This is a genomic window from Acetobacter lovaniensis, from assembly GCF_014207635.1.
GTDB classification, from domain to species: Bacteria; Pseudomonadota; Alphaproteobacteria; order Acetobacterales; family Acetobacteraceae; genus Acetobacter; species Acetobacter lovaniensis.
On sequence record NZ_JACHIE010000002.1, the window covers coordinates 61,165 to 82,784 of the forward strand.

At 60.5% G+C, this 21,620-nt stretch carries 18 protein-coding genes; 12 read left to right on the forward strand and 6 right to left on the reverse strand.

Features of this window, described 5'->3' with window-relative positions; translation table 11 throughout:
• Positions 1-211: 211 nt before the first annotated feature.
• The 5 genes from HNR55_RS03530 (at position 212) to HNR55_RS03550 (ending at position 6,268) form a co-directional block, all read left to right on the forward strand.
• Entirely contained in the window at positions 212-1,591 is a 1,380-nt protein-coding gene (locus tag HNR55_RS03530; protein ID WP_166111466.1) for a class II 3-deoxy-7-phosphoheptulonate synthase, read from the forward strand.
• Positions 1,592-1,697: 106 nt separating this feature from the next.
• On the forward strand, positions 1,698-2,891 hold the full coding sequence (locus tag HNR55_RS03535) for a nicotinate phosphoribosyltransferase (protein ID WP_166111469.1): 1,194 nt from the start codon (positions 1,698-1,700) through the stop codon (positions 2,889-2,891).
• Between the two features lie 9 nt (positions 2,892-2,900).
• On the forward strand, positions 2,901-3,344 hold the full coding sequence (locus HNR55_RS03540; RefSeq protein WP_166111472.1) for a hypothetical protein: 444 nt from the start codon (positions 2,901-2,903) through the stop codon (positions 3,342-3,344).
• Between the two features lie 117 nt (positions 3,345-3,461).
• Positions 3,462-4,793 carry a glutamate--tRNA ligase gene (gene gltX, locus HNR55_RS03545; RefSeq protein WP_166111475.1) on the forward strand — a complete coding sequence of 444 codons (1,332 nt, stop codon included), beginning with the start codon at positions 3,462-3,464 and terminating at the stop codon, positions 4,791-4,793.
• A 185-nt stretch (positions 4,794-4,978) separates the two neighbouring features.
• The gene (locus tag HNR55_RS03550) at positions 4,979-6,268 is read left to right on the forward strand and encodes a lipoprotein pyruvate-formate lyase (RefSeq protein WP_166111478.1); all 1,290 of its coding nucleotides are present in this window, start codon (positions 4,979-4,981) and stop codon (positions 6,266-6,268) included.
• A gap of 40 nt (positions 6,269-6,308) precedes the next feature.
• On the opposite strand, the gene HNR55_RS03555 is transcribed toward HNR55_RS03550, so the two are convergent.
• Positions 6,309-8,693: a heavy metal translocating P-type ATPase gene (locus HNR55_RS03555; RefSeq protein WP_166111481.1), complete on the reverse strand. Its 2,385-nt coding sequence runs from the start codon at positions 8,691-8,693 to the stop codon at positions 6,309-6,311.
• Positions 8,694-8,820: 127 nt separating this feature from the next.
• Between HNR55_RS03555 and HNR55_RS03560 the strand changes: the two genes are divergently transcribed.
• The 5 genes from HNR55_RS03560 to HNR55_RS03580 all read left to right on the forward strand — a co-directional run bounded on the left by HNR55_RS03560 (position 8,821) and on the right by HNR55_RS03580 (position 14,085).
• The gene (locus HNR55_RS03560) at positions 8,821-9,237 is read left to right on the forward strand and encodes a hypothetical protein (RefSeq protein ID WP_166111484.1); all 417 of its coding nucleotides are present in this window, start codon (positions 8,821-8,823) and stop codon (positions 9,235-9,237) included.
• Positions 9,238-9,316: 79 nt separating this feature from the next.
• Complete coding sequence (locus HNR55_RS03565; protein WP_166111488.1) at positions 9,317-11,026, forward strand: copper resistance system multicopper oxidase; 1,710 nt, start codon at positions 9,317-9,319, stop codon at positions 11,024-11,026.
• A gap of 95 nt (positions 11,027-11,121) precedes the next feature.
• Positions 11,122-12,093 carry a copper resistance protein B gene (locus HNR55_RS03570; protein WP_306309691.1) on the forward strand — a complete coding sequence of 324 codons (972 nt, stop codon included), beginning with the start codon at positions 11,122-11,124 and terminating at the stop codon, positions 12,091-12,093.
• A gap of 159 nt (positions 12,094-12,252) precedes the next feature.
• Entirely contained in the window at positions 12,253-12,588 is a 336-nt protein-coding gene (locus tag HNR55_RS03575) for a metal-sensitive transcriptional regulator (protein WP_166111493.1), read from the forward strand.
• A gap of 213 nt (positions 12,589-12,801) precedes the next feature.
• Positions 12,802-14,085, forward strand: a complete 1,284-nt coding sequence (locus HNR55_RS03580; RefSeq protein ID WP_166111496.1) for a DEAD/DEAH box helicase — start codon at positions 12,802-12,804, stop codon at positions 14,083-14,085.
• Between the two features lie 81 nt (positions 14,086-14,166).
• Here the strand turns inward: HNR55_RS03580 and HNR55_RS03585 are convergent, their stop codons facing one another.
• From HNR55_RS03585 to miaA, 5 genes are all read right to left on the reverse strand, one after another.
• Positions 14,167-15,630: a catalase gene (locus HNR55_RS03585; RefSeq protein ID WP_166111499.1), complete on the reverse strand. Its 1,464-nt coding sequence runs from the start codon at positions 15,628-15,630 to the stop codon at positions 14,167-14,169.
• Between the two features lie 235 nt (positions 15,631-15,865).
• Positions 15,866-16,885, reverse strand: coding sequence for a ketol-acid reductoisomerase (ilvC, locus tag HNR55_RS03590; protein ID WP_166112075.1), 1,020 nt, complete (start codon positions 16,883-16,885; stop codon positions 15,866-15,868).
• Positions 16,886-16,947: 62 nt separating this feature from the next.
• Entirely contained in the window at positions 16,948-17,466 is a 519-nt protein-coding gene (gene ilvN, locus HNR55_RS03595; protein ID WP_166112078.1) for an acetolactate synthase small subunit, read from the reverse strand.
• 65 nt (positions 17,467-17,531) lie between these two features.
• Positions 17,532-19,346: a biosynthetic-type acetolactate synthase large subunit gene (gene ilvB, locus HNR55_RS03600; RefSeq protein WP_166111502.1), complete on the reverse strand. Its 1,815-nt coding sequence runs from the start codon at positions 19,344-19,346 to the stop codon at positions 17,532-17,534.
• Positions 19,347-19,385: 39 nt separating this feature from the next.
• Entirely contained in the window at positions 19,386-20,414 is a 1,029-nt protein-coding gene (gene miaA, locus HNR55_RS03605; protein WP_166111506.1) for a tRNA (adenosine(37)-N6)-dimethylallyltransferase MiaA, read from the reverse strand.
• Positions 20,415-20,444: 30 nt separating this feature from the next.
• Between miaA and serB the strand changes: the two genes are divergently transcribed.
• Together serB and HNR55_RS03615 are read left to right on the forward strand one after the other, a co-directional pair.
• A complete protein-coding gene (gene serB / locus HNR55_RS03610) occupies positions 20,445-21,332 on the forward strand; it encodes a phosphoserine phosphatase SerB (protein WP_166111509.1) in 888 nt (295 codons plus the stop codon).
• Between the two features lie 47 nt (positions 21,333-21,379).
• Complete coding sequence (locus HNR55_RS03615; RefSeq protein WP_166111511.1) at positions 21,380-21,574, forward strand: hypothetical protein; 195 nt, start codon at positions 21,380-21,382, stop codon at positions 21,572-21,574.
• Positions 21,575-21,620 lie beyond the last annotated feature (46 nt).

Below are 21,620 nucleotides of genomic sequence, written 5' to 3' on the forward strand. Positions count from 1 at the left end.
AGTGCAAAAATCCAAATCCTCTGACCAGAAGTGGAGCAGATGCCACACCATTGACCAGAACATGGCTTGGACCAGCAAACGCTATTTGCCTAATTCGTGCATATTAGACATAAAGGCAGCCGCCTTTGGCAAATTCATGCCCAAGAGAGATTGTTTTTATCCTTCTGCTTACCATTTGTGTGTAACCAGCCCAACTGAACAGGAACGCGTTATGAGTGCTACGCTCACCCAGCCCAACCCGACGTCTGCGACCTGGATGCCGGATAGCTGGCGTTCGTTTCCGTTCAAGCAGATTCCCACCTATCCGGATGCGGTAGCCCTTAAAAACGTTGAGGACCGGCTGAGCGCCTACCCCCCACTGGTTTTTGCTGGTGAAGTGCGCCGCCTGCGCAACCATCTGGCCCAGGCCGCACAGGGCAAGGCCTTTGTGCTTCAGGGCGGCCCGTGCGCTGAAAGCTTTGGCGAGTTCAAGGCCGATATCGTGCGCGACACCTTCCGCGTGCTGCTGCAAATGGCCGTGGTGCTCACCTTTGGGGCCAAGGTGCCGGTCATCAAGCTCGGCCGTATGGCTGGCCAGTTCGCCAAACCCCGCTCTTCCGATATGGAAACGGTGGATGGCGTCAGCCTGCCCTCCTACCGGGGGGACATCATCAACGGGCCGGAATTCACCCCTGATGCCCGTATTCCCGACCCGGCCCGGATGGAAACAGGGTACTTCCAGTCCACCGGAATCCAGAACCTGCTGCGCGCCTTCTCTCGCGGGGGGTATGCCAACCTGCACGAAGTGCACCGCTGGAACCTTGGCTTTGTGGAACGCTCTCCGCTGGCCAACCGCTACCGCACCATGGCCGAACGGATTGGTGAGACCCTCGCCTTCATGCAGGCCTGCGGGATTGACGCAGCCTCCTCTGCCCAGGTGGACGAAACCGAGTTCTACACCTCGCACGAAGCCCTGCTGCTGCCTTACGAGCAGGCCCTGACGCGCGTCGATTCCACATCGGGCGAATGGTATGACTGCTCGGCCCATTTTGTATGGATCGGGGACCGCACCCGCCAGCCCGACGGCGCGCATGTGGAGTTCCTGCGTGGGGTGCGCAACCCCATTGGCATCAAGGTCGGCCCCACCACCAGCGTGGAAGACATCAAACGCCTGACCGCCATCCTCAACCCCCAGAACGAGGCCGGGCGTATCACCCTGATCTCACGCATGGGGGCGGAAAAGATCGAACAGTTCCTGCCTCCTCTCATGCGGGCGGTCAAGGAAACGGGGCAGCCTGTGACATGGATCAGCGACCCCATGCACGGCAACACCATCTCGACCGGGAACAAGATCAAGACCCGCTCGTTCGATGCGGTGATGCAGGAAGTCAAAGGCTTCTTTGCCGTATGTGCGGCCGAGGGCGTACCTGCTGGCGGTGTCCATCTGGAAATGACCGGCCAGAACGTGACCGAATGCGTAGGCGGCGCCCAGCGCCTGACCGAAGCAGACCTTGGCGCACGGTATGAAACCTTCTGCGACCCGCGCCTGAATGCCGAACAGTCTCTGGAACTGGCGTTCCTGATCGCGGAGGAGTTGACCGGCCGCAACTAGGGTCGCGCTGCTCTTTGCCTGATCACAGAAGCGGGGGTGGCCTTTACGCCACCCTCCATCACACCCATCATCTGTGCAGTGTTTGGCAGAAAAGAGCATTTCAGTAATGACGCAGTCCCCCTCTGGCGTAACGGCTCCCGGTATTACCACGGCACAGGCCACAACCGCCCTGACAGATGCAGAAATCCGGGCACGCACGGATTCCTACTTCAACCGCACCTGTCAGATTGTCAGCCACTTCGGGGATTGTGAGGTCACTTACGCCTTTTTCCTGCGCTGCCCTGTTATTTCCGCCCCCGGCATTATGCTGGAATGGCTGAAGAACATCATGGCCGAGCGCGGTAGCCACTACACCGTGGACCTGCTCCACCCCGAGGGCGAATGGGTTGGGGCGGGGGAGCCGCTGGTCTATGTGACCGGCTCGTTCCTGCATCTGGCGGATTTGGAAACACTTCTGCTCCAGAAGCTGGGAAGTTCCTGCGTTGCCGCCCTGCGGGCTTACCAGATGGCGCTCTCTCTGCCACAAACCCGCTTTCTGGCCATGGATGCCCGGCATTGCGCGGGGTATGAAATGCAGGAGCTTATGGCCTATGCCGCCTCCGTTGGCGGACGGGCGGCCCAGCAGGACGGAGCGGTAGGTTTTGTTGGCACAGCCAATGATGCCGTTTCCGCCTTTTTTGGCACCACACAGGGCGCAGGCACCATGCCCCACGCGCTTATTGGGTATGCGGGTTCCACCGTACGGGCGGCGGAAATGTTCCACGAGACATTCCCCGATTCCGACCTTGTGGTGCTGGTGGACTATTTTGGGCAGGAAATAACCGACGCATTGGCCGTATGCCGCCGGTTTGAGGAACTGGCCAAAGCAGGCCGCCTTGCCGTGCGGCTGGATACGCATGGCGGGCGGTTTATGGAAGGGCTGAACCCGCAGGAATCCTATACCGTGGTCAACCGCCACGCCCCCGAGGCCCTGCGCCGCTACCGCTCGGACCGTGAGCTGCGCTACCTGATTGGCACAGGCGTTTCCGCCGCATCCATCTGGAAAATGCGTGAAGCACTGGACGAGGCGGGGTTCACACAGGTGCGGATTATTGCCTCATCGGGCTTTGGGGTCACCAAATGCGCCTGTATGGCCGATGCGCATGCCCCCATAGACGTTGTTGGCACAGGCTCGTTCATTCCCGAAATATGGAACGAAACGTACGCCACAGCCGATATTATTTCGTACAACGGTGTTGAGCGGGTTAAAATCGGGCGCGAATTCCTGTTTGCCTCCGCCCGCAACAAAAAAGACAGCTAGGAAAACCTCATGAGCGAAACCGAAGCCCCTCAGGAGCAGGGCTGGAAAGTCCGTATTCTGGACCTGTCCGGCGGTGCCGAAGACAATATTGTGGAGGAGGTTGGCGTTTTTCATGACCTTGCCCACGCCAACGCCTTTGCCCGCGCCTATGTGCGTGACAGTGTGGAACGCTGCCGCACGCCCGGTGCTTCCGCCAAGGACGTGCTGGACACATGGACCAGCTTTGGTGAGGACGCCGTGGTTATAGATGCAGAAGACGATGGCTGGCGCTCCGCCAACGAACTGGATGACTTTACCGCGACCCCGGCAACCCCCATGGAGCGTGACTGGCGCATGCTGGACCCACGCCGACTGGTGGACGGTGAAGACATCCTGCTTGAAGATGATGAGGACGGGAGAATGGAAGAGGACGATACGGACACGTTCGACCCCGGCCTGCACAACCTGCACTAATTCCCGCCCACAGGCGGCAGCGGCAGGTAGCCCTCTACCCGGCATGCCACCCCTGCCCCTGTTTTATGTTTCCTTCGTGCTGGTCTTTCCAGCCCATTCACGGCATAAGCCTCTGTTATGAAACTCCGCTTTGCGCCCAGCCCTACGGGCCTTCTCCATGTGGGCAATGCCCGCCTTGCCCTTGCCAACGCCCTGTTTGCCCGCCGCAACAAGGGCAAATTCCAACTGCGTATTGATGATACGGATACCGGTCGCTCGCGCGAGGAACTGGTAGGCGCCATCCAGCAGGATCTGGAATGGATGGGCATTACGTGGGACGAGACCTTCCGCCAGACCGAGCGGCTGGACCGCTACGCTGCCGCCATTGAAAAACTCAAGGCATCCGGCCACCTGTACCCCTGCTTTGAAAGCGAGCAGGAACTGGCCGCAAAGCGCGAAACCCAGATCCGCCAGCATCGTGCCCCCGTGTATGACCGCGCCATGCTCAGAATGACCGAGCAGCAGCGCGCACAGGCCGAGGCCAATGGCAAGGTGCCTTACTGGCGCTTCAAACTTTCTGGCCGCATTGTGCGCTGGCGCGACCTTGTTATGGGGGAATGTCAGGTCAAGCTGCCATCCGTCTCCGACCCGGTTCTGGTCCGTACCGACGGCACGGTGCTGTACACGCTGGCCTCGGTTGTGGATGACCTGGAAACAGGGATCAGCCACATTATCCGTGGGGAAGACCACGTTACCAATACCGGTGTGCAGATTGACATAGCCGAAGCTCTGGGCGCGCGCCCCGACCACTTCCGCTTTGCCCACCTGCCCCTGCTGCTGGATGAAAACGGCGGCAAGCTTTCCAAACGGTTTGATGCCTGCTCCCTGCGCACCCTGCGTCAGGACGGGGTGGAGGCGGAAGCCCTGATCTCCTACCTCGCACGCCTTGGCAGTTCGGACGACCCGGCACTTATGCCGTTTGATGCGCTGGCCCAGAGCTATGACCTGTCACATATCTCGCGCTCGGCTGCACGGTTTGACACGCGCCAGCTTCTGGCCATGAACCACCGTTACCTTGCCCAGATTCCCTTTGCCACCGTGGCCGACAAACTGCCCAAAGGGGCTACGGAAGCCTTCTGGCTGGCTATTCGCAGCAATATCGACCTGCTTTCGGAAGCCAGACTGTGGCTGAACGTTGTGGAAGGGGACATTATCCCCCCCGTGCAGGAAGAGGACGAAGCGTTCCTGCAGGATGCCGCAGCCCTGCTCCCGCCCGAACCGTGGGATGTGGAAACATGGAAGGCGTGGACAGCCGCGATCAAGGACAAAACAGGCCGCAGCGGTAAAAGCCTGTTCCACCCCCTGCGTGTTGCCCTGACGGGGGAAGAACACGGGCCTGAACTGCGCGACCTGCTCCCCCTTATCGGCCGCAAACGCGCGCTGGGCCGCCTGCTGCCTTCTCAAGTCTAAACCAATGGCAACGCCATATGGCCCCGGTATAGGCTGCCGGGGCTGTGTGCTGCCCTGTAGCGGGGCTGGCTGAACATCTTCCGGCCCGTGTCTTTTTGTCCATTGCGCGTAACATGACTTGACCGTGCGTGTTCCCGCCTTTCAATAGGGGGCTGCACCGCTTTATCTGTCAGTCTGGAATCTGTATGCGCCCTGTTCTGCACCGCCGTACATTCGGTTTGGGCCTGACCGCGCTTCTGGCCGCCCCCGCAGCCGGACGGGCAACCAGCATACCCGACCTGATGGACCGCCCTCCGCCCGAACTGGAGGAGTTAAAGTGGCACCCCCCGCTCCGGGAGGCCATTCAGGCACTCATTAACGCGCATGGCCATTATTCCGACACCTATAGTGGCAACGCTCCCCCTTATGTGGTGATGGACTGGAACAACACCGCCATAGTGGGTGATGTGCAGCAGACATTGTTCCTGTTCATGCTGGAACACTTCTGCTTTCTACTGCCCGCCCAGAAGTTCCGCAGCCTGATCCACGTACACGCATCCAGCCAGCCCCTGCCTGCACCCTTTGCAAACATGGCCGGGCAACCGGTTACTTTTCCCGACCTTGTGAGCGATATCGTAGAGGATTACAGCGCACTGGCCGCCCGCTACGGGCACATGCCCCACCCCATTGCGCGTGAGGAATTACAGGACAACCCCGCCATGCTGGCCTTCAGGGCACGTATGGCGTTCTGCCATCAGGCGGTGGCCGCCCTGCACGGCCCCGATGCGGCACAGCAATGGCTGATCCGGCTGGTTGCGGGGCAAACCCAGACCGATGTGATTACCCTGAGCCGCGCCGCCAATGAATGGTGCCTTGGGGCGTCGATCAGCAACCAGAGGTGGGTCTGCCCTGCCTCCCGCCCCGGCAAGGCTGGCCCTGTGCAGGCAGACATAACGCAAATGCTGCGGCTAACGCCCGAAATGGGCAACCTGCTCCAGATTTTGCAGGAACACGGGATAGACCCCATTATCTGCTCTTCCGCGCTGGAGGACCTGATTGCCCTGTTCGCCACCTCGGCCGAATACGGCTACAACCTGCGGCACGAGCATGTGTTTGGCGCGCGGCTGGTCGAGCGCAAGGGCGTTATGGAACCCACCGAGGTCTCCCACTACCCATTCCCCGCAGGGGTTGGAAAAACCGAGTTGATCCGCCTCCATTTTGAACAGAAACGCAAACAGCCCCCCCTGATGATCTTTGCGGGGGAAAGCAGCACGGCCAACCTGCTCAAATCTTTCCCCGATACACCGCTATGCTGCCTGATCAACCGCAAACAGTCCGAGGATATGGAGGTCTTCCTGCGCGAGGCCGCGCAGCCCGCCCCGGCTGGCACGCCCCGCAGGCTTTACCTACAGGGACGAGACGAAAACACGGGTGAATGGCGGCCCCATACCAGCAGCCTGCTGCTGGGCAGCACAACCCCCACCCTGCCTGCCTGAACCGCCGGGCACAGGGGAGTGGGCATGGACTACGGGCAGATTACGCGGACCAGACCTTGCGCGGCTTCCAGCGATTGAGCAGCAGGGAGTTACTGACCACCGAGACGGAACTCATGGCCATGGCCGCCCCGGCAAAGACCGGGTCCAGCAGCCCAAAGGCCGCCAATGGCAGGCCCAGTATGTTGTAAATAAAGGCAAAAAACAGGTTTTGCCGGATTTTGAAAACCGTTGCGCGGGACAGCGAGAGCGCATCCACCAGTGCCGTCAACTGGCTACGCACAAGCACGACATCGGCTGTTTCGAGCGCAATATCGGCCCCAGCACCAATAGCAAAGCTGACATCGGCCAGCGCAAGGGCGGGCGCATCGTTAATGCCGTCCCCCACCATGCCTACGCAATGCTGGCCATCGGCCCGCAACCGCGCAATCTGGGCGGCCTTGCCATCTGGCAGCACATCGGCCACGACTTCATCAATACCCACCTGCCGGGCTACAGCCTGCGCTGCACGCGCGTTATCCCCGCTGAGCATGACAACCCGCAGGCCCTCGCTCCGCAGGGCGGCAATAGCAAGCTGGGCTTCCGGCCGCACCTGATCAGCCAGTCCAAAATAGGCGGCCACCGCACCGGCACGGGCCAGCGCAACAATGCTCTGCCCCCGTGCCTGCCAGCTATCGGTCAAGGCATGGTCAACCGGGTAGCCAAGCTGGAGCATATAGGCCAGCGAGCCCATATGCACATCCTGCCCATCCACGCGGGCCTGCACTCCCTGCCCCGGTATGGCTTTAAAGTCGCTCAGGGCCGCAGGCTGGGCACCCCGCTCCGTGGCATAGCCCACAATGGCGCGGGCCAGCGGGTGCTCGGAACTCTGCTCCAGCGCACAGGCCAGCCCCAGCATGGCCTGTTCCGCCACGCCCGGCGCACTTTGCACCTGCACCACACCGGGCCGTCCCATGGTGAGCGTGCCGGTTTTGTCCGTAACCAGAATGTCCATCTTGCGGGCCTGTTCCAGCGCATCCGCATTGCGGAACAGAATACCCGCCTGTGCGCCAAGGCCCGTGCCAACCATAATGGCCGTGGGCGTTGCCAGCCCCAAAGAGCACGGGCAGGCAATAACCAGCACGGACACGGCATTGACCAGACTGGCCCCGAAGTCATGCGTGATAACCCAGCCAAGACCAAGGGCCAGCACGGCCAGAACCAGCACGGCAGGCACAAATACGGCCGCTACGCGGTCGGCCAGACGCTGCACGCTGGCCTTGCTGCCCTGTGCCTGCTCCACCATGCGCACAATGCCCGAAAGCACGGTTTGCGCGCCAACCTTGATGGCCTGCACACGCAATGCCCCGGTCTGGTTGAGCGTACCTGCAAACACGCGGTCCCCTGCGGTTTTGGCAACGGGAGCACTTTCCCCCGTTAACATGGCCTCATCCAGATCGGACTGGCCATCAAGCACCTGCCCGTCCACGGCAACGCTCTCACCGGGGCGAACCATAAATACGTCACCGGGCACAAGCTGTTCCACCGGCTGTTCCACCCACTGGCCATTGCGCTCCACCTGTGCCGTGCGGGGTTGCAGGTGCAGCAGGCTTTGCATGCCTGCGCTGGCACGGGCCTTGGCGCGGGCCTCCAGAAGCCGCCCAAGCAGAACAAGGGTCATGACCAGTGCGCTGGTTTCAAAATACACAGGCTGGTCAAGGCCAAACAGCATGACAACGGTACTGAACACAAAGGCAATGCCCGTGCCCATAACCACCAGCACATCCATATTGGCAGCCCCACTGCGCAAGGCATGCATGGCCCCACCATACAGGGAGCGCCCACACCAGACCTGCACAATGGCGGCCAGTACACATTGCGCCCACAAGGGCAGCATGGCTGTGTGCAGCCCTGCCAGCATGCCCAGCATCTGCCCCACAAAAGGTAGGCTCAGCACTGCAGCAAGCACAAAATTGCGCCATTCATCCCGCAACGCGGCCTTGTGCTGCGCTGCCTGCGCATCCGGGTCCTGCTGGCTGTACAGGGTTGCACCGTAACCCGCTTTTTCCACCCGCGCGATCAGGGCCGCGGTATCCACCACACCGGGCACAAAACTGACATGAGCACGCTCGGTCGCCAGATTGACCGATGCCTGAACAGACGGCAGGGCATTAAGCACTTTTTCCACCCGGCTTACGCAGGAAGCACAGGTCAGCCCGGTCAGGGCCAGATCCACACTGGTCGTCTGGGGCGCAAAGCCCGCGCTGCGCACGGCAGCAAGCACCTGTGGCAACTGGGTGGTGGGGTCCTCCAGCGTGACCTGCGCCCTTGCCGTGGCAAAATTGACCGATGCCTGCAAGCCCTGCTGGCGGTTAAGCACTTTTTCCAGCCGGGTGGCACAGCTGGCGCAGCTCATGCCCTCTATGGGAAAACTGACAATCTGGCTCATGCTCTTGTTGCTCCGCGCCCGTGGTCGTACAGACCGGGGCCAAACATGCTTACGCACAGGGGGTGGTCGGGTTGGAACCGCATCCATTCTTCTTGCCATATATGCCCCCTGGGGGTATATTTAAAAGATGCCGTGTCGTTCTTTCCTGCATCAGATGGTGATGGGCTGCCTGCTTGTGCTGGCCGCAACTCTGGGGCTTTGGGCTGCGCATACACCCGCGCAGGCGGCACAACCCGCCATGGCCCATACGGCCATGCACATGGCCGGGCACAGCGTGGCGGGCGTACCCACCCTGCACAGTAGCCACACACAAGCAGCCATAAGCTGCCCCACAACCACGGCCGCCACACACCATCTCATGCACCACCACGGCGCATGCTGCATGACGGGAAATGCCCTGTCTGTTGTTGATACAGCGGTTGGTGTGCTGCCCAGTGGCCTGTTGTGGCACACCCGGGCTCGTCCGTTTTTTGCAACACCCCCTACCCTGCCCGACCGCAGGGCCGCCCCTCTGCTCCGCCCGCCCAGACTGCACACGGCCTGACACATTCGCCGGAGCCACAGCTCCGCCCGATCAGCCAGACGCCCTGCCCCCGTGCAGAGCGCGCAGTATGGACCAGACCATGCCCAATTCCTCCCTCCGCCATGGCAGGGGCATTGCACGCCGCCAGTTTATAACTGGTGCCAGCGCGCTTGCCGCCATGGCCACCCTGCCTGCCACACCCCATGCGCAGGCGGATACCCTGTCTGCCCCCATCATCCCCCCCAACCCACAGCAGGTTTATGACCTGACCATAAGCCCGATGGGCTGCACTATTGCGGGCAAAACCCAGACCATACCGGCCATGAACGGCAGCATGCCCGGCCCCACCCTGCGCTGGCGCGAGGGGGAGACAGTAACCCTGAACGTGCATAACCACCTGGCCGAGGACACCTCCATCCACTGGCATGGCATACGCTGCCCGGCCGATATGGACGGCGTACCCGGCCTGAGCTTTGGCGGCATTGCGCCGGGGCAGAGCTTTACGTACCGTTTTCCCGTCAAACAGAGCGGAACCTACTGGTACCACAGCCATTCCAACATGCAGGAAGCGCGGGGGCTGTATGGGGCCATTATCATAGACCCCCGCACCCCACCGGCCACAGCATGGGAGCGGGATTACGTTATTCTTCTCTCCGACTGGTCGGACGTGGCCCCGCACGACATTATGAATAACCTGAAATTTCAGGACGACTACTACAACTTCCGCCAGCGGACGGCTGTCTCCCTTGTGCATGACGCCAAGCGGGATGGTCTGGGGGCCGCCATAAAAAACCGCCTGCAATGGGCAGGCATGAACATGTCCGCCACCGATATTTCAGACGTAACCGGGATTATTTACACCTACCTGATGAACGGCTGCACGCCCGATACCAACTGGACCGGGCTGTTCCGCCCGAACGAGCGGGTCAGGCTGCGCTTTATCAACGCCTCTTCCATGACCTTTTACGACATCCGCATTCCCGGCCTGCAAATGGATGTGGTGCAGGCCGATGGCAACGACATAGAACCCGTACGGGTTGATGAGTTCCGCATTGGTGTGGCCGAAACCTACGACTGCATCGTGCAGCCTACGGACAGCAGAGCCTACACCATTTTTGCCCAGACGGAGGACCGCACGGGCTTTGCGCGCGGCACGCTGGCCCCCGTGCAGGGTATGCGGGCCGCCATTCCCCCCATGGACCCACGCCCCGTGCGCACCATGCTGGACATGGGCATGCCCTCCACCATGCAGGGCATGGACATGAAAGGCATGGATATGTCCGCCCCCAGACCGCTTGCCGCCCACACGCCCCCGCTGAATGTTGAAAACCAGAACATTGCCCGCATGCCCACCGACCGGCTTGCTGACCCGGGGGATGGACTACGCGATAATGGCCGCAGGGTGCTCACCTACGCCGAGCTGCGCGCCCTGCACCCGGTGGCGGACACACGCCCCCCCTCGCGGGAGATCACGCTCCACCTGACCGGCAACATGGAGCGCTACATATGGGGCTTTGACGGCAAAAAATTCTCCGAAGCAGAGCCGATTCCCCTGCGGCTGGGCGAACGTGTCCGCTTTACCCTGATCAATGACACCATGATGGAACACCCCATTCACCTGCACGGATTCTGGAGCGAGCTGGAAAACGGGCAAGGCGCTTACAACCCGGTCAAACATACCATTATCGTGCAGCCGGGGAGCAAGCTCAGCTACCTTGTCTCGGCCGATACGCCCGGATTGTGGGCCTATCATTGCCACCTGCTCTACCATATGGACCTTGGCATGTTCCGCACAGTGGTGGTGTCATGAGCAGATACACCCCCGCCGCCTGCGCGGCCCTGCTGCTGCTTGGCATAAACCTGCCAGACGCCAGCCCCGCCCGTGCCGCCAGCCCACAACCCGCCATGGCGGGTATGGCAGGCATGGAGGATATGCCCGGTATGGACATGAGCGAGGGCATGGATATGCCAGCCCACCCGGCCCCGCAGCCCACCACGCATGGTCCGGCGCACCCTGCTGCTCCCTCCCACACGGCAGCCCCACTTACACCCGCCACCCTTGCCAGCATGCCACCATCCGCCACTTCCGCCACCAGCGGGGTGAGCGCACAGCCCCCGGCCCCCGGTACATTCCGCGTGAGTCTGCCCCCCCTGGCACCCAGCAGCCAGTGGCCGTCGACCCCACCGGCAACACCGGTCGTGCATTATGTGCACAACATACCCCCGGTCATGGACCACAGCACTTATTTTCATGTTCTGATGGAGCAGTTTGAAGGCCGCTACACAGCGGGGGACAGCCTGCTGCGCTATTCCGGGCAGAGCTGGTTTGGCACCGACCATGACAAACTCTGGATCAAGTCCGAAGGCACGGTAGACGGGCACCGCCATATGAGTGATGGCGACCACGAATTTTTATATGACCACGCCATTTCCACCTATTTTGACCTACAGGCCGGTGTGCGGCTGGATCTGGATAGTGGCCCAACCCGTGCGTGGGGGGCTGTTGGGGTTCAGGGGCTTGCCCTGTACTTTTTTGATGTGTCAGCCACAGCCTATTTTAATGCCCAAGGTGTGGCGGGCAAGCTGGAAGGGTCTTATGACCTGCTGATTACCAACCGCCTGATCCTGCAACCTCAGGCGGAGTTCAACTTCTATTCCCATACCGATGCCCAGCGCGACGTCAGCCGGGGTTTTTCCGACATTGATGCGGGTTTGCGCCTGCGTTACGAATTCAAGCGCAAAATAGCCCCCTATATTGCCGTGACCTATGCCGGTCATTACGGCAACACCGCAAACCGCAGGCCCAACTGGCACGGCACAGCCGATAACGGGCCAGAGGACATCCGCTTTACCTTTGGCGTGCGCACATGGTTCTAACCCCTGCCAGCGCCTGACCCGCACACACCCTTTTGCGTCCGGCGCGCAGACACTCTACACAGGGAACAAGACCACACTCCGGAACGGCTGCGGGGCCTGAAAGGCTCCTCACCCGTTCCGGCCCCTGCCTCTTTTGTTCAGAACAGCCTGTAGAAGCCCATGTCCACAGACAAACCCGGTTGCCATGCCTGCACCCCCTCCTCTACCCCGGCCAGCACGGAACGGCACGTAACCCAGCCGGACAAGACTGCCCTGATCAACCGCCTTAAACGGATTGAGGGACAGGTCGGGGGGATACTGAACATGGTGCAGGATGACCGCTACTGCGTGGATATTCTGACCCAGCTTTCCGCCGTTAAGTCCGCGCTGGATGGCGTGGGGGTGCAAATCCTGACATCCCACGCCAAAGGCTGCGTGCGCACCGCCATTGCTGAAAACGGCGGGGAGGAAGCACTGGAGGAACTCATGGGCGTTATCCGCAAAATGGTAAAATAGGGCATTCTGCAAAAAGACCGCCTCCCCCACACGACCGCCATGATGTTGAGACGCCGCAGCACACCACGGCAAAAGCAGCTTTGGCGTGTGAGCAAAACATTCCCTTCACGCTATATTGACCCGGCCAGACATCCTCCGTAAAAAGCGTCAGTTTTCATCCCGCGATGCCCCATCAGGCGCAGCTTTACTGAGCGCCGGAGGCGCCGCTTTCCCATGTCCATGACTTTTGCCGACCTTTCCCTGATGGAGCCGCTGCTCCTTGCTCTGGCCGAGGCAGGTTACGTAAGCCCCACCCCCATTCAGGCCCAGTCCATTCCTCTGCTGCTTGAAGGCCGTGACCTGCTGGGTCTGGCGCAAACAGGCACGGGCAAAACAGCCTCTTTTGCGCTGCCACTCCTGCACCGCCTTGCCACAAACCCGCGCCCGGCCCCCAAAGGGGGGGCGCGTATTCTGGTTCTGGCACCCACGCGTGAGCTTGTATCCCAGATTGCCGATGGTTTTGAAAACTTTGGCCGCCACCTGCCCTTTAGCGTCACAACGGTATTTGGCGGCGTAAGCCAGATGCATCAGGTCAACGCGCTCAGGGACGGTGTGGATATTCTTGTTGCCGCCCCCGGACGCCTGCTGGACCTGATCGAGCAGGGGCTTTGCGACCTGTCGCAGCTTGAAGCCCTAGTGCTGGACGAAGCCGACCAGATGCTCGATATGGGCTTTGCAAAACCGATAGAGCGGATTGTGGCAACCCTGCCCAAAGACCGGCATACCGTGCTGTTTTCCGCCACCATGCCAAAATCCATTGCCGCACTGGTGGAAAACCTCCTGCGCGACCCGGCCAAGGTGGAAATTGCTCCCCCCTCTACCACCGTGGACCGGATTGAACAGTCGGTCATGTTTGTGAACGCCGCCGACAAAAAAACAGCCCTGCTCGCACAGTTGCAGGAACCTGATATTGGTCAGGCGGTTGTTTTTACCTTGCAGAAAAACATTGCCAACGAAGTCTGCTCTTTTCTGACCGATGCCGGGATTACGGCGGAAGCCCTGCACGGCAACCGCTCACAGGGGCAGCGGGAGCGCGCACTCAATGCGTTCCGTGAGGGCACGGTGCAGGTTCTGGTTGCAACGGATATTGCAGCCCGCGGGATTGACGTAGATACAGTCACGCATGTTTTTAACCATGACCTGCCAAGCCTGCCCGAAAGTTACGTCCACCGCATAGGCCGCACCGGGCGTGCGGGGCGGCGTGGCATTGCCGTAACCCTGTGCGATGCCGAACAGCGCGCATGGCTCCATGATGTGGAACGTGAGATCGGGCAGACCCTGAGCGTCCATACCGAGCATGAATGGCACTCAGAAGACGCCCGGAACTCCACCATGCGCGCCCCCGTGCTGGGTGGTGGGCCAGTCAAACAGGTCAAACCGCAGGTCAAGCGTGAACGCAAGGTCTGGACTGAGGAAGAAAAACAGGCTGCACGCGCCGCATCCCAAAAAACAGCCTGAATAATACGGCCATTTTTATAGGCAGGCATGGCATAATGCTGCCATGCCTGCCCCGGTTACCGCGCGCACGAGGTTGGTTGTTTAGTCCCGTGCAGCAGCCACGCCATCGCGCACGCGCTGGCCTATGGTGGCATCAATATTAGTCCAGTATTCAAACACCCGTGACAGCACAGGTTCTTCAACACCCTGTAGAACATGGCCGACAATATTGCTCACCAGCCTGTCCCGCGCGGCACCGTCCATAACGCGGTTGATCAGGATATTGGCCTGCGCAAAATCATCATCATCGGCGCGTAAGGTGTAGGCTTCCCGCACAAAGGCCCCATCGGCCGCCCAGACCGCGTTATCGGGAAAACGCTGCGCATCCGCCACCGGCCCACCTTTTGAGTTGGGCACATAAGCCGGGTCGTGCGCGTGGTTCATGCGCATTGTGCCGCCTTTGGTGTACCCATGAACGGGGCACCTCGGTGCGTTAACCGGGATCTGCTTGTAGTTCACGCCAAGACGTGCGCGGTGGGCATCCGCATAAGCAAAAGCACGGCCGAGCAACATCTTGTCAGGTGACAGGCCGGTGCCGGGTACAAAATTGTTCGGTTCAAACGCAAGCTGTTCGATCTGGGAATGAAAATCCGTTGGGTTCCGGTCAAGCGTGAGCCTGCCGACATCGATCAGCGGATAGTCCTCATGCGGCCAGACCTTGGTCAGATCAAACGGGTTGATGTGGTAGGTTCTAGCATCCTCATACGGCATGATCTGCATTTTGAGTGTCCAGCTCGGATACTCCCCACGCCTGATTGCCGCGTACAGGTCCCGGCGGTGATAATCCGCGTCCTGCCCGGCAATTTTACCAGCCTGCTCCTGCGTCAGGCATTGAATACCCTGATCGGTTTTGAAGTGGTATTTAACCCAGAACCGCTCCCCCCGCGCATTGACCCACATGTAGGTATGACTGGAAAAACCATCCATATGCCGCCATGACGCCGGAATACCCCGGTCCCCCATAAGCCAGGTAACCTGATGTGCGGTTTCCGGGCTGAGGGTCCAGAAATCCCACTGCATGTCGTTATCACGCAGGCCGTTATCGACCCGGCGCTTCTGGGAATGGATGAAATGCTGGAATTTGAGCGGATCACGCACAAAGAAGATCGGCGTATTGTTGCCGACCATATCAAAGTTGCCTTCATCCGTATAAAACTTCAGGGCAAAACCGCGTGGGTCCCGCCATGTATCGGGGCTGCCAGCCTCCCCCGCCACGGTTGAAAACCGGGCTACAACCTCGGTCCTAGCGCCCGGCTGCAAAAACTTTGCACAGGTGTACGCGCTCATGTCGTGCGTGACTTCAAACGTACCAAATGCGCCGCTCCCTTTGGCATGGGGCTGGCGGTCGGGGATCATCTCGCGGTTAAAAGCTGCCATCTGCTCGATCAGGTAATGATCATGCAGAACAATGGGGCCATCCGCACCAACAGTGAGCGAATGCTCATCGCTCGAAACCGGGATACCGGATTCCGTTGTGTGTATTTTCACGGTTGAATCATGTGTCACCACGGTCTCCTTCGCGTGTTCGCCTTACACTGAAGGCAACGCATATCCTGTGCCGGGTGTTCACTGCCTGCTCATCACTTTTTCCGGCAAGGGCCAATCATGGGCTCAGATGTGTGGTCGTACGCCAAACCTACAGGCCGAGGGGCCATACACTGTGCAAGAAACAAAAAAGGCTCCCCCACCATCTGGCGGGGGAGCCTTTAAGCACAGCGTAAACGCCGTATGGGTCGCAGTCTTAGTTCTTGGTTTTGTCAACCAGACGGGACTTGGCGATCCAGGGCATCATGCCACGCAGTTTTTCGCCAACGGCTTCAATCTGGTGGGCATCGTTACGAGCGCGGGTGGCTTTGAAGAACACGTTGCCGGACTTGTTTTCCAGCACGAAGTTACGCACGAAGGTGCCGTTCTGGATGTCCGTCAGGATGTCCTTCATGGCCTTCTTGCTTTCCGCCGTGATCACACGCGGGCCGGACACGTACTCACCATATTCCGCAGTGTTGGAGATGGAGTAGTTCATGTTGGCAATGCCGCCTTCGTAGATCAGGTCCACGATCAGCTTCATTTCGTGCAGGCATTCAAAGTAAGCCATTTCCGGGGCGTAACCGCCTTCGACCAGCGTTTCAAAGCCAGCGCGGATCAGCTCGACCAGACCACCGCAGAGCACGGCCTGCTCACCGAACAGATCGGTTTCCACTTCTTCCTTGAAGGACGTTTCGATCGTGCCTGCACGGCCACCACCAATAGCGGAGGCGTAGGACAGGGCGATGTCCAGAGCCTTGCCGGACTTGTCCTGTGCAATGGCCACCAGGCAGGGCACGCCGCCGCCACGCTGGTATTCGGAACGCACGGTGTGGCCGGGGCCTTTGGGTGCGATCAGGAACACGTCCAGGTCAGGGCGGGCTTCGATCAGGCGGAAGTGGATGGACAGACCATGAGCAAAGGCAAGTGCTGCACCCGGCTTGAGGTTCTTTTCCAGAGATTCGGTGTACAGTGCGCCCTGACCTTCATCGGGGGTCAGCACCATAACAACGTCTGCCCAGGCGGCGGCCTTGTCGGGCGTCATAACCGTAAAGCCAGCATTGCGGGCTTTTTCCGCTGCCGTGGAGCCTTCACGCAGGCCGATCACAACGTCGGAAACACCGCTGTCCTTCAGGTTGTTGGCATGGGCATGGCCCTGGCTGCCGTAACCGATAACGGCCACCTTTTTGGACTTGATCAGGTTAACGTCGGCGTCACGATCATAATACACGCGCATAGCCATTATACTTTTCTCCCTGTTGCCGGGGGTCAGTCCCCGGCGTTGCACCTGTCTATACTTCAGAAGTTCTGAATTGTCTGCGGCCCGCGGCAAATGGAGGCAACCCCGGTGCGGGACACCTCAACCAGCCCGAGCGGGCGCATCAGCTCAATAAAACTGTCCAGCTTGTCTGTGGAGCCGGTCAGTTCAAACACAAAGGAACTGGCGGTTGTATCGACCGCCCGTGCCCGAAAAGCCTGTGCAATGCGTAGGGCTTCGGTCCGTGGTTCGCCAGAGGACACCACTTTGACCAGAGCCATTTCCCGCGCAACATAAGGCCCTTCCGCCGTAAGGTTGACCACGCGCGAGACGGGCACAAGCCGCTCAAGCTGCGTTTTGACCTGCCAGATGGAAGACTGCGTGCCCGTGGTCACAATGTTCACACGGGAGGTCTGGCTGTGCTCATCCACCGGAGCCACGGTCAGGCTCTGGATGTTGTAGCCACGGCCCGAGAACAGCTCCACAATACGGGCAAGAGCCCCGCTCTCGTTATCCACCAGAAGGGAAATAACAGCGGAACCGGAAACTTCGACCTGCATACTCATGTTTCTCACAATCAAGGCAGAAGGGACAAGACGGAACCCGAAAGAACAGAACTGGCCAATCAGACCAGCATCTGCCCTTCCTTGCTGATCGTGGCACTGCCTGCTTCCTGCTCCGGGCCAAGGATCATCTGGTTATGGGCAGCACCAGATGGAATCATGGGGAAGCAGTTTTCCCCCTCCGCCACGCAGATATCCACCAGCACGGGGCCATTATGCTCCAGCGCCTTCTGGATGGTGGCATCCAGCTCATCCAGCCGGGTGGCGCGCAGGCCGGTGGCATGGAAACTTTCCGCCAGCTTTACAAAGTCCGGCAGGGCATCGGAATAGCTTTCCGAATAGCGCGAACCGTGCAGCAGTTCCTGCCACTGGCGGACCATGCCCATGTAGTGGTTGTTGATGATGAAAATCTTAACCGGCAGGCGGTACTGCGCGATGGTCCCCAGTTCCTGAATGTTCATCAGAGTTGAGGCTTCCCCCGCAATATCCATGACCAGCGCATCGGGGTGGGCAATCTGCGCGCCAACGGCGGCTGGCAGGCCATAGCCCATGGTGCCAAGCCCGCCCGATGTCAGCCAGTGGTTGGGAGCATCAAAGCGGAAGAACTGCGCAGCCCACATCTGGTGCTGCCCGACTTCGGTGGAAACGTACGTATCCCGCCCGGTCTGGCGTGCCAGTTCGTAAATCCGCTGGATGGCCTGCTGCGGCTTGATCACGGCATCGGGGGCCTTGTTCTGCCCAAAGCGCAGGCAGTCCAGCGCGCGCCAGCTTTCAATCTGTGCCCACCAGGCAGCCAGATCAGACTTATGGGCGTAGGCGGGCTGTTTTTCCCACTCTTCGATCATCAGGTCGATAATCTGCCCGACATCCCCCACAATGCCTTCGTCGACATGCACGATCTTGTTGATCTGGGAGGGATCAATATCAACATGGATTTTAAACGAACTGGGGGAGAACGCATCCAGCCGCCCGGTTACCCGGTCATCAAACCGGCTGCCAAGGGCTATCAGCACATCGCAGTCATAGGTTGCCAGATTGGCCTCGTACGTCCCGTGCATGCCCAGCATGCCAAGGAATCGCTGGTCCGTACCGGGGAACGCCCCCAGCCCCATGAGCGTGGATGTTACGGGAAAACCCGTCAGATCCACCAGCCGACGCAAAGCGGCACTGGCCTGCGGGCCGGAATTGATAACCCCACCACCCGTGTAAAACAGCGGGCGTTTGCCTGCCTTCATGGCCGCCACCGCGCGGGCAATGGCCGCACGGTCTGGCTGGGAGCCCATGCGGGTGGTGCGCGGGGTTACGGCGTGGGCCTCCACGTAAGGGGCATCGCCCACCGTAATGTTCTTGGGCAGGTCAATCAGCACCGGGCCGGGGCGGCCGGAACGGGCAATGGCAAAGGCTTCATGCACCGCAGGAGCCAGATCTTCGGGCCTGCGCACCAGATAATTATATTTGGTAACCGGGCGGGTAATGCCCGTTGTATCCGCTTCCTGAAAAGCGTCATTGCCAATCAGGGGGGTGGGCACCTGCCCGGACAGGCAGACCAGCGGAATGGAATCCATCATGGCGTCCAGAAGGCCGGTTACGGCGTTGGTCGCCCCCGGACCACTGGTAACCAGCACCACACCCACCTTGCCGGTGGAGCGGGCATAGGCCTCTGCCGCATGCACGGCGGCCTGCTCGTGGCGCACCAGAATATGACGGATGTGATTCTGCTTGAACAGGGCATCATAAATAGGAAGGACGGCGCCACCGGGGTAGCCAAAAATAACCTCCACACCCTGTTCGACCAATGCGCGCAGAAGAACTTCCGCACCCGGCAGGGTGGTGGTTGTCTGAGCGTCCAGTGTGGTCGAACCCGTTGTGCGTGTCATAGCGTCCTCTCTTCCCGAAATTGGGAGCAGGTCGCCTGTTTAGGACCCGATATTGGGTGCGTCAATCCCCTTTAGAATAAAGGAAACAATTTCATCGTACTTTCTTTCCGAAAATTGCTCAAAATCGGGAAAACAGGCATTAACCATACAGGTCAGCCCTTCCGCCGTAAGCGGGTGGTGGGCAAACCATGTGGCCTGCCGCTTGGTGTAGCGCCCTGTGGCGGCAACAGCGCGGCTTGCGGCTTCGGCCTGTGTGATCTCCCCCAGCAGCATGGCGGCCAGTTCGGGCACACCATGGGCGCGCATGACGGGCAGGTCCGGGTCCAGATTCTGTTGTAACAGGGCGCGCACCTCCTCCACGCCGCCCTGCTCCAGCATGGCGGCAAACCGGGCCTGTATGCGAGCACGCAGTTCCACACGGGACGGGTCCAGACGCACGGCCACAAAACGGGCCGGAGCGGGCGGCAGGCCGGGCTGGGCCAGCCACCAGTCCAGCCCATGGCCCGTGGCCTGCCATACCTCCCACGCACGGGCCACACGCTGCGAATCCACGGGCTTGAGGCGTGATGCCGTTTGCGGGTCCACCACCATAAGCCGCGCATGCACGGCGGGGGCCCCTTCCTCCGCCACCAGCGCACGGGCCGCCTGCTGCACGGCGGGGGGGCTTTGTGGAATCTGGGCCAGTCCATCGGTCAGGGCGCGCAGATACATGCCCGTACCCCCGCATAGTATGGGCATCTGCCCCGCGTGCCACGCCTGCTGCATGGCGGCCAGAGCCTGCTCGCGCCACCACGCCACGCTTCCTTTATGGGCTGCGGGCAGCACACCATACAGCCGGTGGGGCACGCGCTGCTCTTCCGCCACATCCGGGCGGGCGGTCAGCACACGCAGGTCTTTATAAACCTGCATGGAATCCGCGTTAATGACCACGCCCCCCAACTGCTGGGCCAGCCTGAGCGCCAGAGCGGATTTGCCCGAACAGGTCGGTCCTGCCAGCACAAGGGCCGGGGGATGGCTTTGCGTGTAGCGGGTTGCCGAGCTGGGGCATGGGTGTTCTGCTTGCTTCATGTCCGTATTCCTGCCACACACCCAAGTGCCATGACGAGCCTTGTTCTGACCCTTGTTGCCCCCCGTGAGGCAACAACACTCGATACCGCCACAATCTCCCTCGCGCGTGATATTATCCGTGCCCAGGGTGAAACCGTTATCCTCTCCCCCGGGGAGGCAGTGGATATTCCCTGCCCGGCCTGCACGCCAGACGTGCTGGCCCAGTTGCACACACATCTTGGCAACAGGGTGGACGTGGTGCTGAGCCCCGCGGAAGGCCGCCGCAAGAAGCTGCTGGTCTCGGACATGGACAGCACCATTGTCGCCAACGAAACACTCGATGATCTGGCAAGCCTTGCCGGTATTGGGGACAAGGTTGCCGCCATTACCACCCGCTCCATGAATGGCGAGCTGGATTTTGCCACCTCCCTGCGCGAACGCGTGGCCCTGCTGAAAGGCCTGCCCCAAAGCCTGCTGGAAAAAGCATGGCAGGATGTGCGCCTGAACCCCGGCGCGGTGGAAATGGTGCGCACCATGCGTGCGCATGGCGCCTACACGGCGCTGGTATCGGGCGGGTTTACCTTTTTTACCTCCCGCGTGGCCGCCCTTTGCGGGTTTGAGGAAAACCACGCCAACACCCTGCTAACCGATGAGACCGGCCACCTGAGTGGTGCCCCCGGCCTGCCCATTCTGGGCGCGCAAACCAAACTGGACCTGCTGGAACAACTCAGCACGCGCCACAAGCTAGCCCCCGAGGCCACTCTGGCCATTGGCGATGGCGCAAACGACCTGCCCATGCTGCGCGCCGCAGGACTGGGCATTGCCTTTTTTGCCAAGCCGATTGTGCGTCAGGCCGTAGCGGCCCAGATTAACCATACCTCGCTTCGCACCGCGCTTTTCATGCAGGGCTACCCCGCATCCGCCTTTGTAAGCGCATAACCCGTAACACCAGCCGCTGAGCGCCTGTAGAAAAGTAAGGCAGCACCATGCAGTTTGACCCAAGGGATATTTCAACCTACCCCATAGCCCGCGCACTCAGCATTGTACTGGGCGTGGGGCTGGTGCTGTACTGCTTCAACTTCTACCTGACCCTGCCACAGGACACACCCGAGCACGTCATGCGGCATGTGGCTGCGCTGATTGTCGGCACCATTCTGCTACTGGGCAGTATCTGGATCTAGGGTCAGTTCGCCCCCCGCTTGTCCCATGAGTGAAGCGAGCAGCACT

What these genes read in the sequence shown, in the direction of transcription:
- HNR55_RS03565 (WP_166111488.1), top strand. Translation starts at nt 9,317, where the DNA reads ATGCCCAATTCCTCCCTCCGCCATGGCAGGGGCATTGCACGCCGCCAG.
- HNR55_RS03550 (WP_166111478.1), top strand. Translation starts at nt 4,979, where the DNA reads ATGCGCCCTGTTCTGCACCGCCGTACATTCGGTTTGGGCCTGACCGCG.
- ilvC (WP_166112075.1), bottom strand. Translation starts at nt 16,885, where the DNA reads ATGCGCGTGTATTATGATCGTGACGCCGACGTTAACCTGATCAAGTCC.
- HNR55_RS03570 (WP_306309691.1), top strand. Translation starts at nt 11,122, where the DNA reads ATGGCGGGTATGGCAGGCATGGAGGATATGCCCGGTATGGACATGAGC.
- HNR55_RS03615 (WP_166111511.1), top strand. Translation starts at nt 21,380, where the DNA reads ATGCAGTTTGACCCAAGGGATATTTCAACCTACCCCATAGCCCGCGCA.
- miaA (WP_166111506.1), bottom strand. Translation starts at nt 20,414, where the DNA reads ATGAAGCAAGCAGAACACCCATGCCCCAGCTCGGCAACCCGCTACACG.
- ilvB (WP_166111502.1), bottom strand. Translation starts at nt 19,346, where the DNA reads ATGACACGCACAACGGGTTCGACCACACTGGACGCTCAGACAACCACC.
- ilvN (WP_166112078.1), bottom strand. Translation starts at nt 17,466, where the DNA reads ATGCAGGTCGAAGTTTCCGGTTCCGCTGTTATTTCCCTTCTGGTGGAT.
- HNR55_RS03580 (WP_166111496.1), top strand. Translation starts at nt 12,802, where the DNA reads ATGTCCATGACTTTTGCCGACCTTTCCCTGATGGAGCCGCTGCTCCTT.
- HNR55_RS03535 (WP_166111469.1), top strand. Translation starts at nt 1,698, where the DNA reads ATGACGCAGTCCCCCTCTGGCGTAACGGCTCCCGGTATTACCACGGCA.
- HNR55_RS03560 (WP_166111484.1), top strand. Translation starts at nt 8,821, where the DNA reads ATGCCGTGTCGTTCTTTCCTGCATCAGATGGTGATGGGCTGCCTGCTT.
- HNR55_RS03530 (WP_166111466.1), top strand. Translation starts at nt 212, where the DNA reads ATGAGTGCTACGCTCACCCAGCCCAACCCGACGTCTGCGACCTGGATG.
- HNR55_RS03540 (WP_166111472.1), top strand. Translation starts at nt 2,901, where the DNA reads ATGAGCGAAACCGAAGCCCCTCAGGAGCAGGGCTGGAAAGTCCGTATT.
- HNR55_RS03555 (WP_166111481.1), bottom strand. Translation starts at nt 8,693, where the DNA reads ATGAGCCAGATTGTCAGTTTTCCCATAGAGGGCATGAGCTGCGCCAGC.
- gltX (WP_166111475.1), top strand. Translation starts at nt 3,462, where the DNA reads ATGAAACTCCGCTTTGCGCCCAGCCCTACGGGCCTTCTCCATGTGGGC.
- serB (WP_166111509.1), top strand. Translation starts at nt 20,445, where the DNA reads ATGACGAGCCTTGTTCTGACCCTTGTTGCCCCCCGTGAGGCAACAACA.
- HNR55_RS03575 (WP_166111493.1), top strand. Translation starts at nt 12,253, where the DNA reads ATGTCCACAGACAAACCCGGTTGCCATGCCTGCACCCCCTCCTCTACC.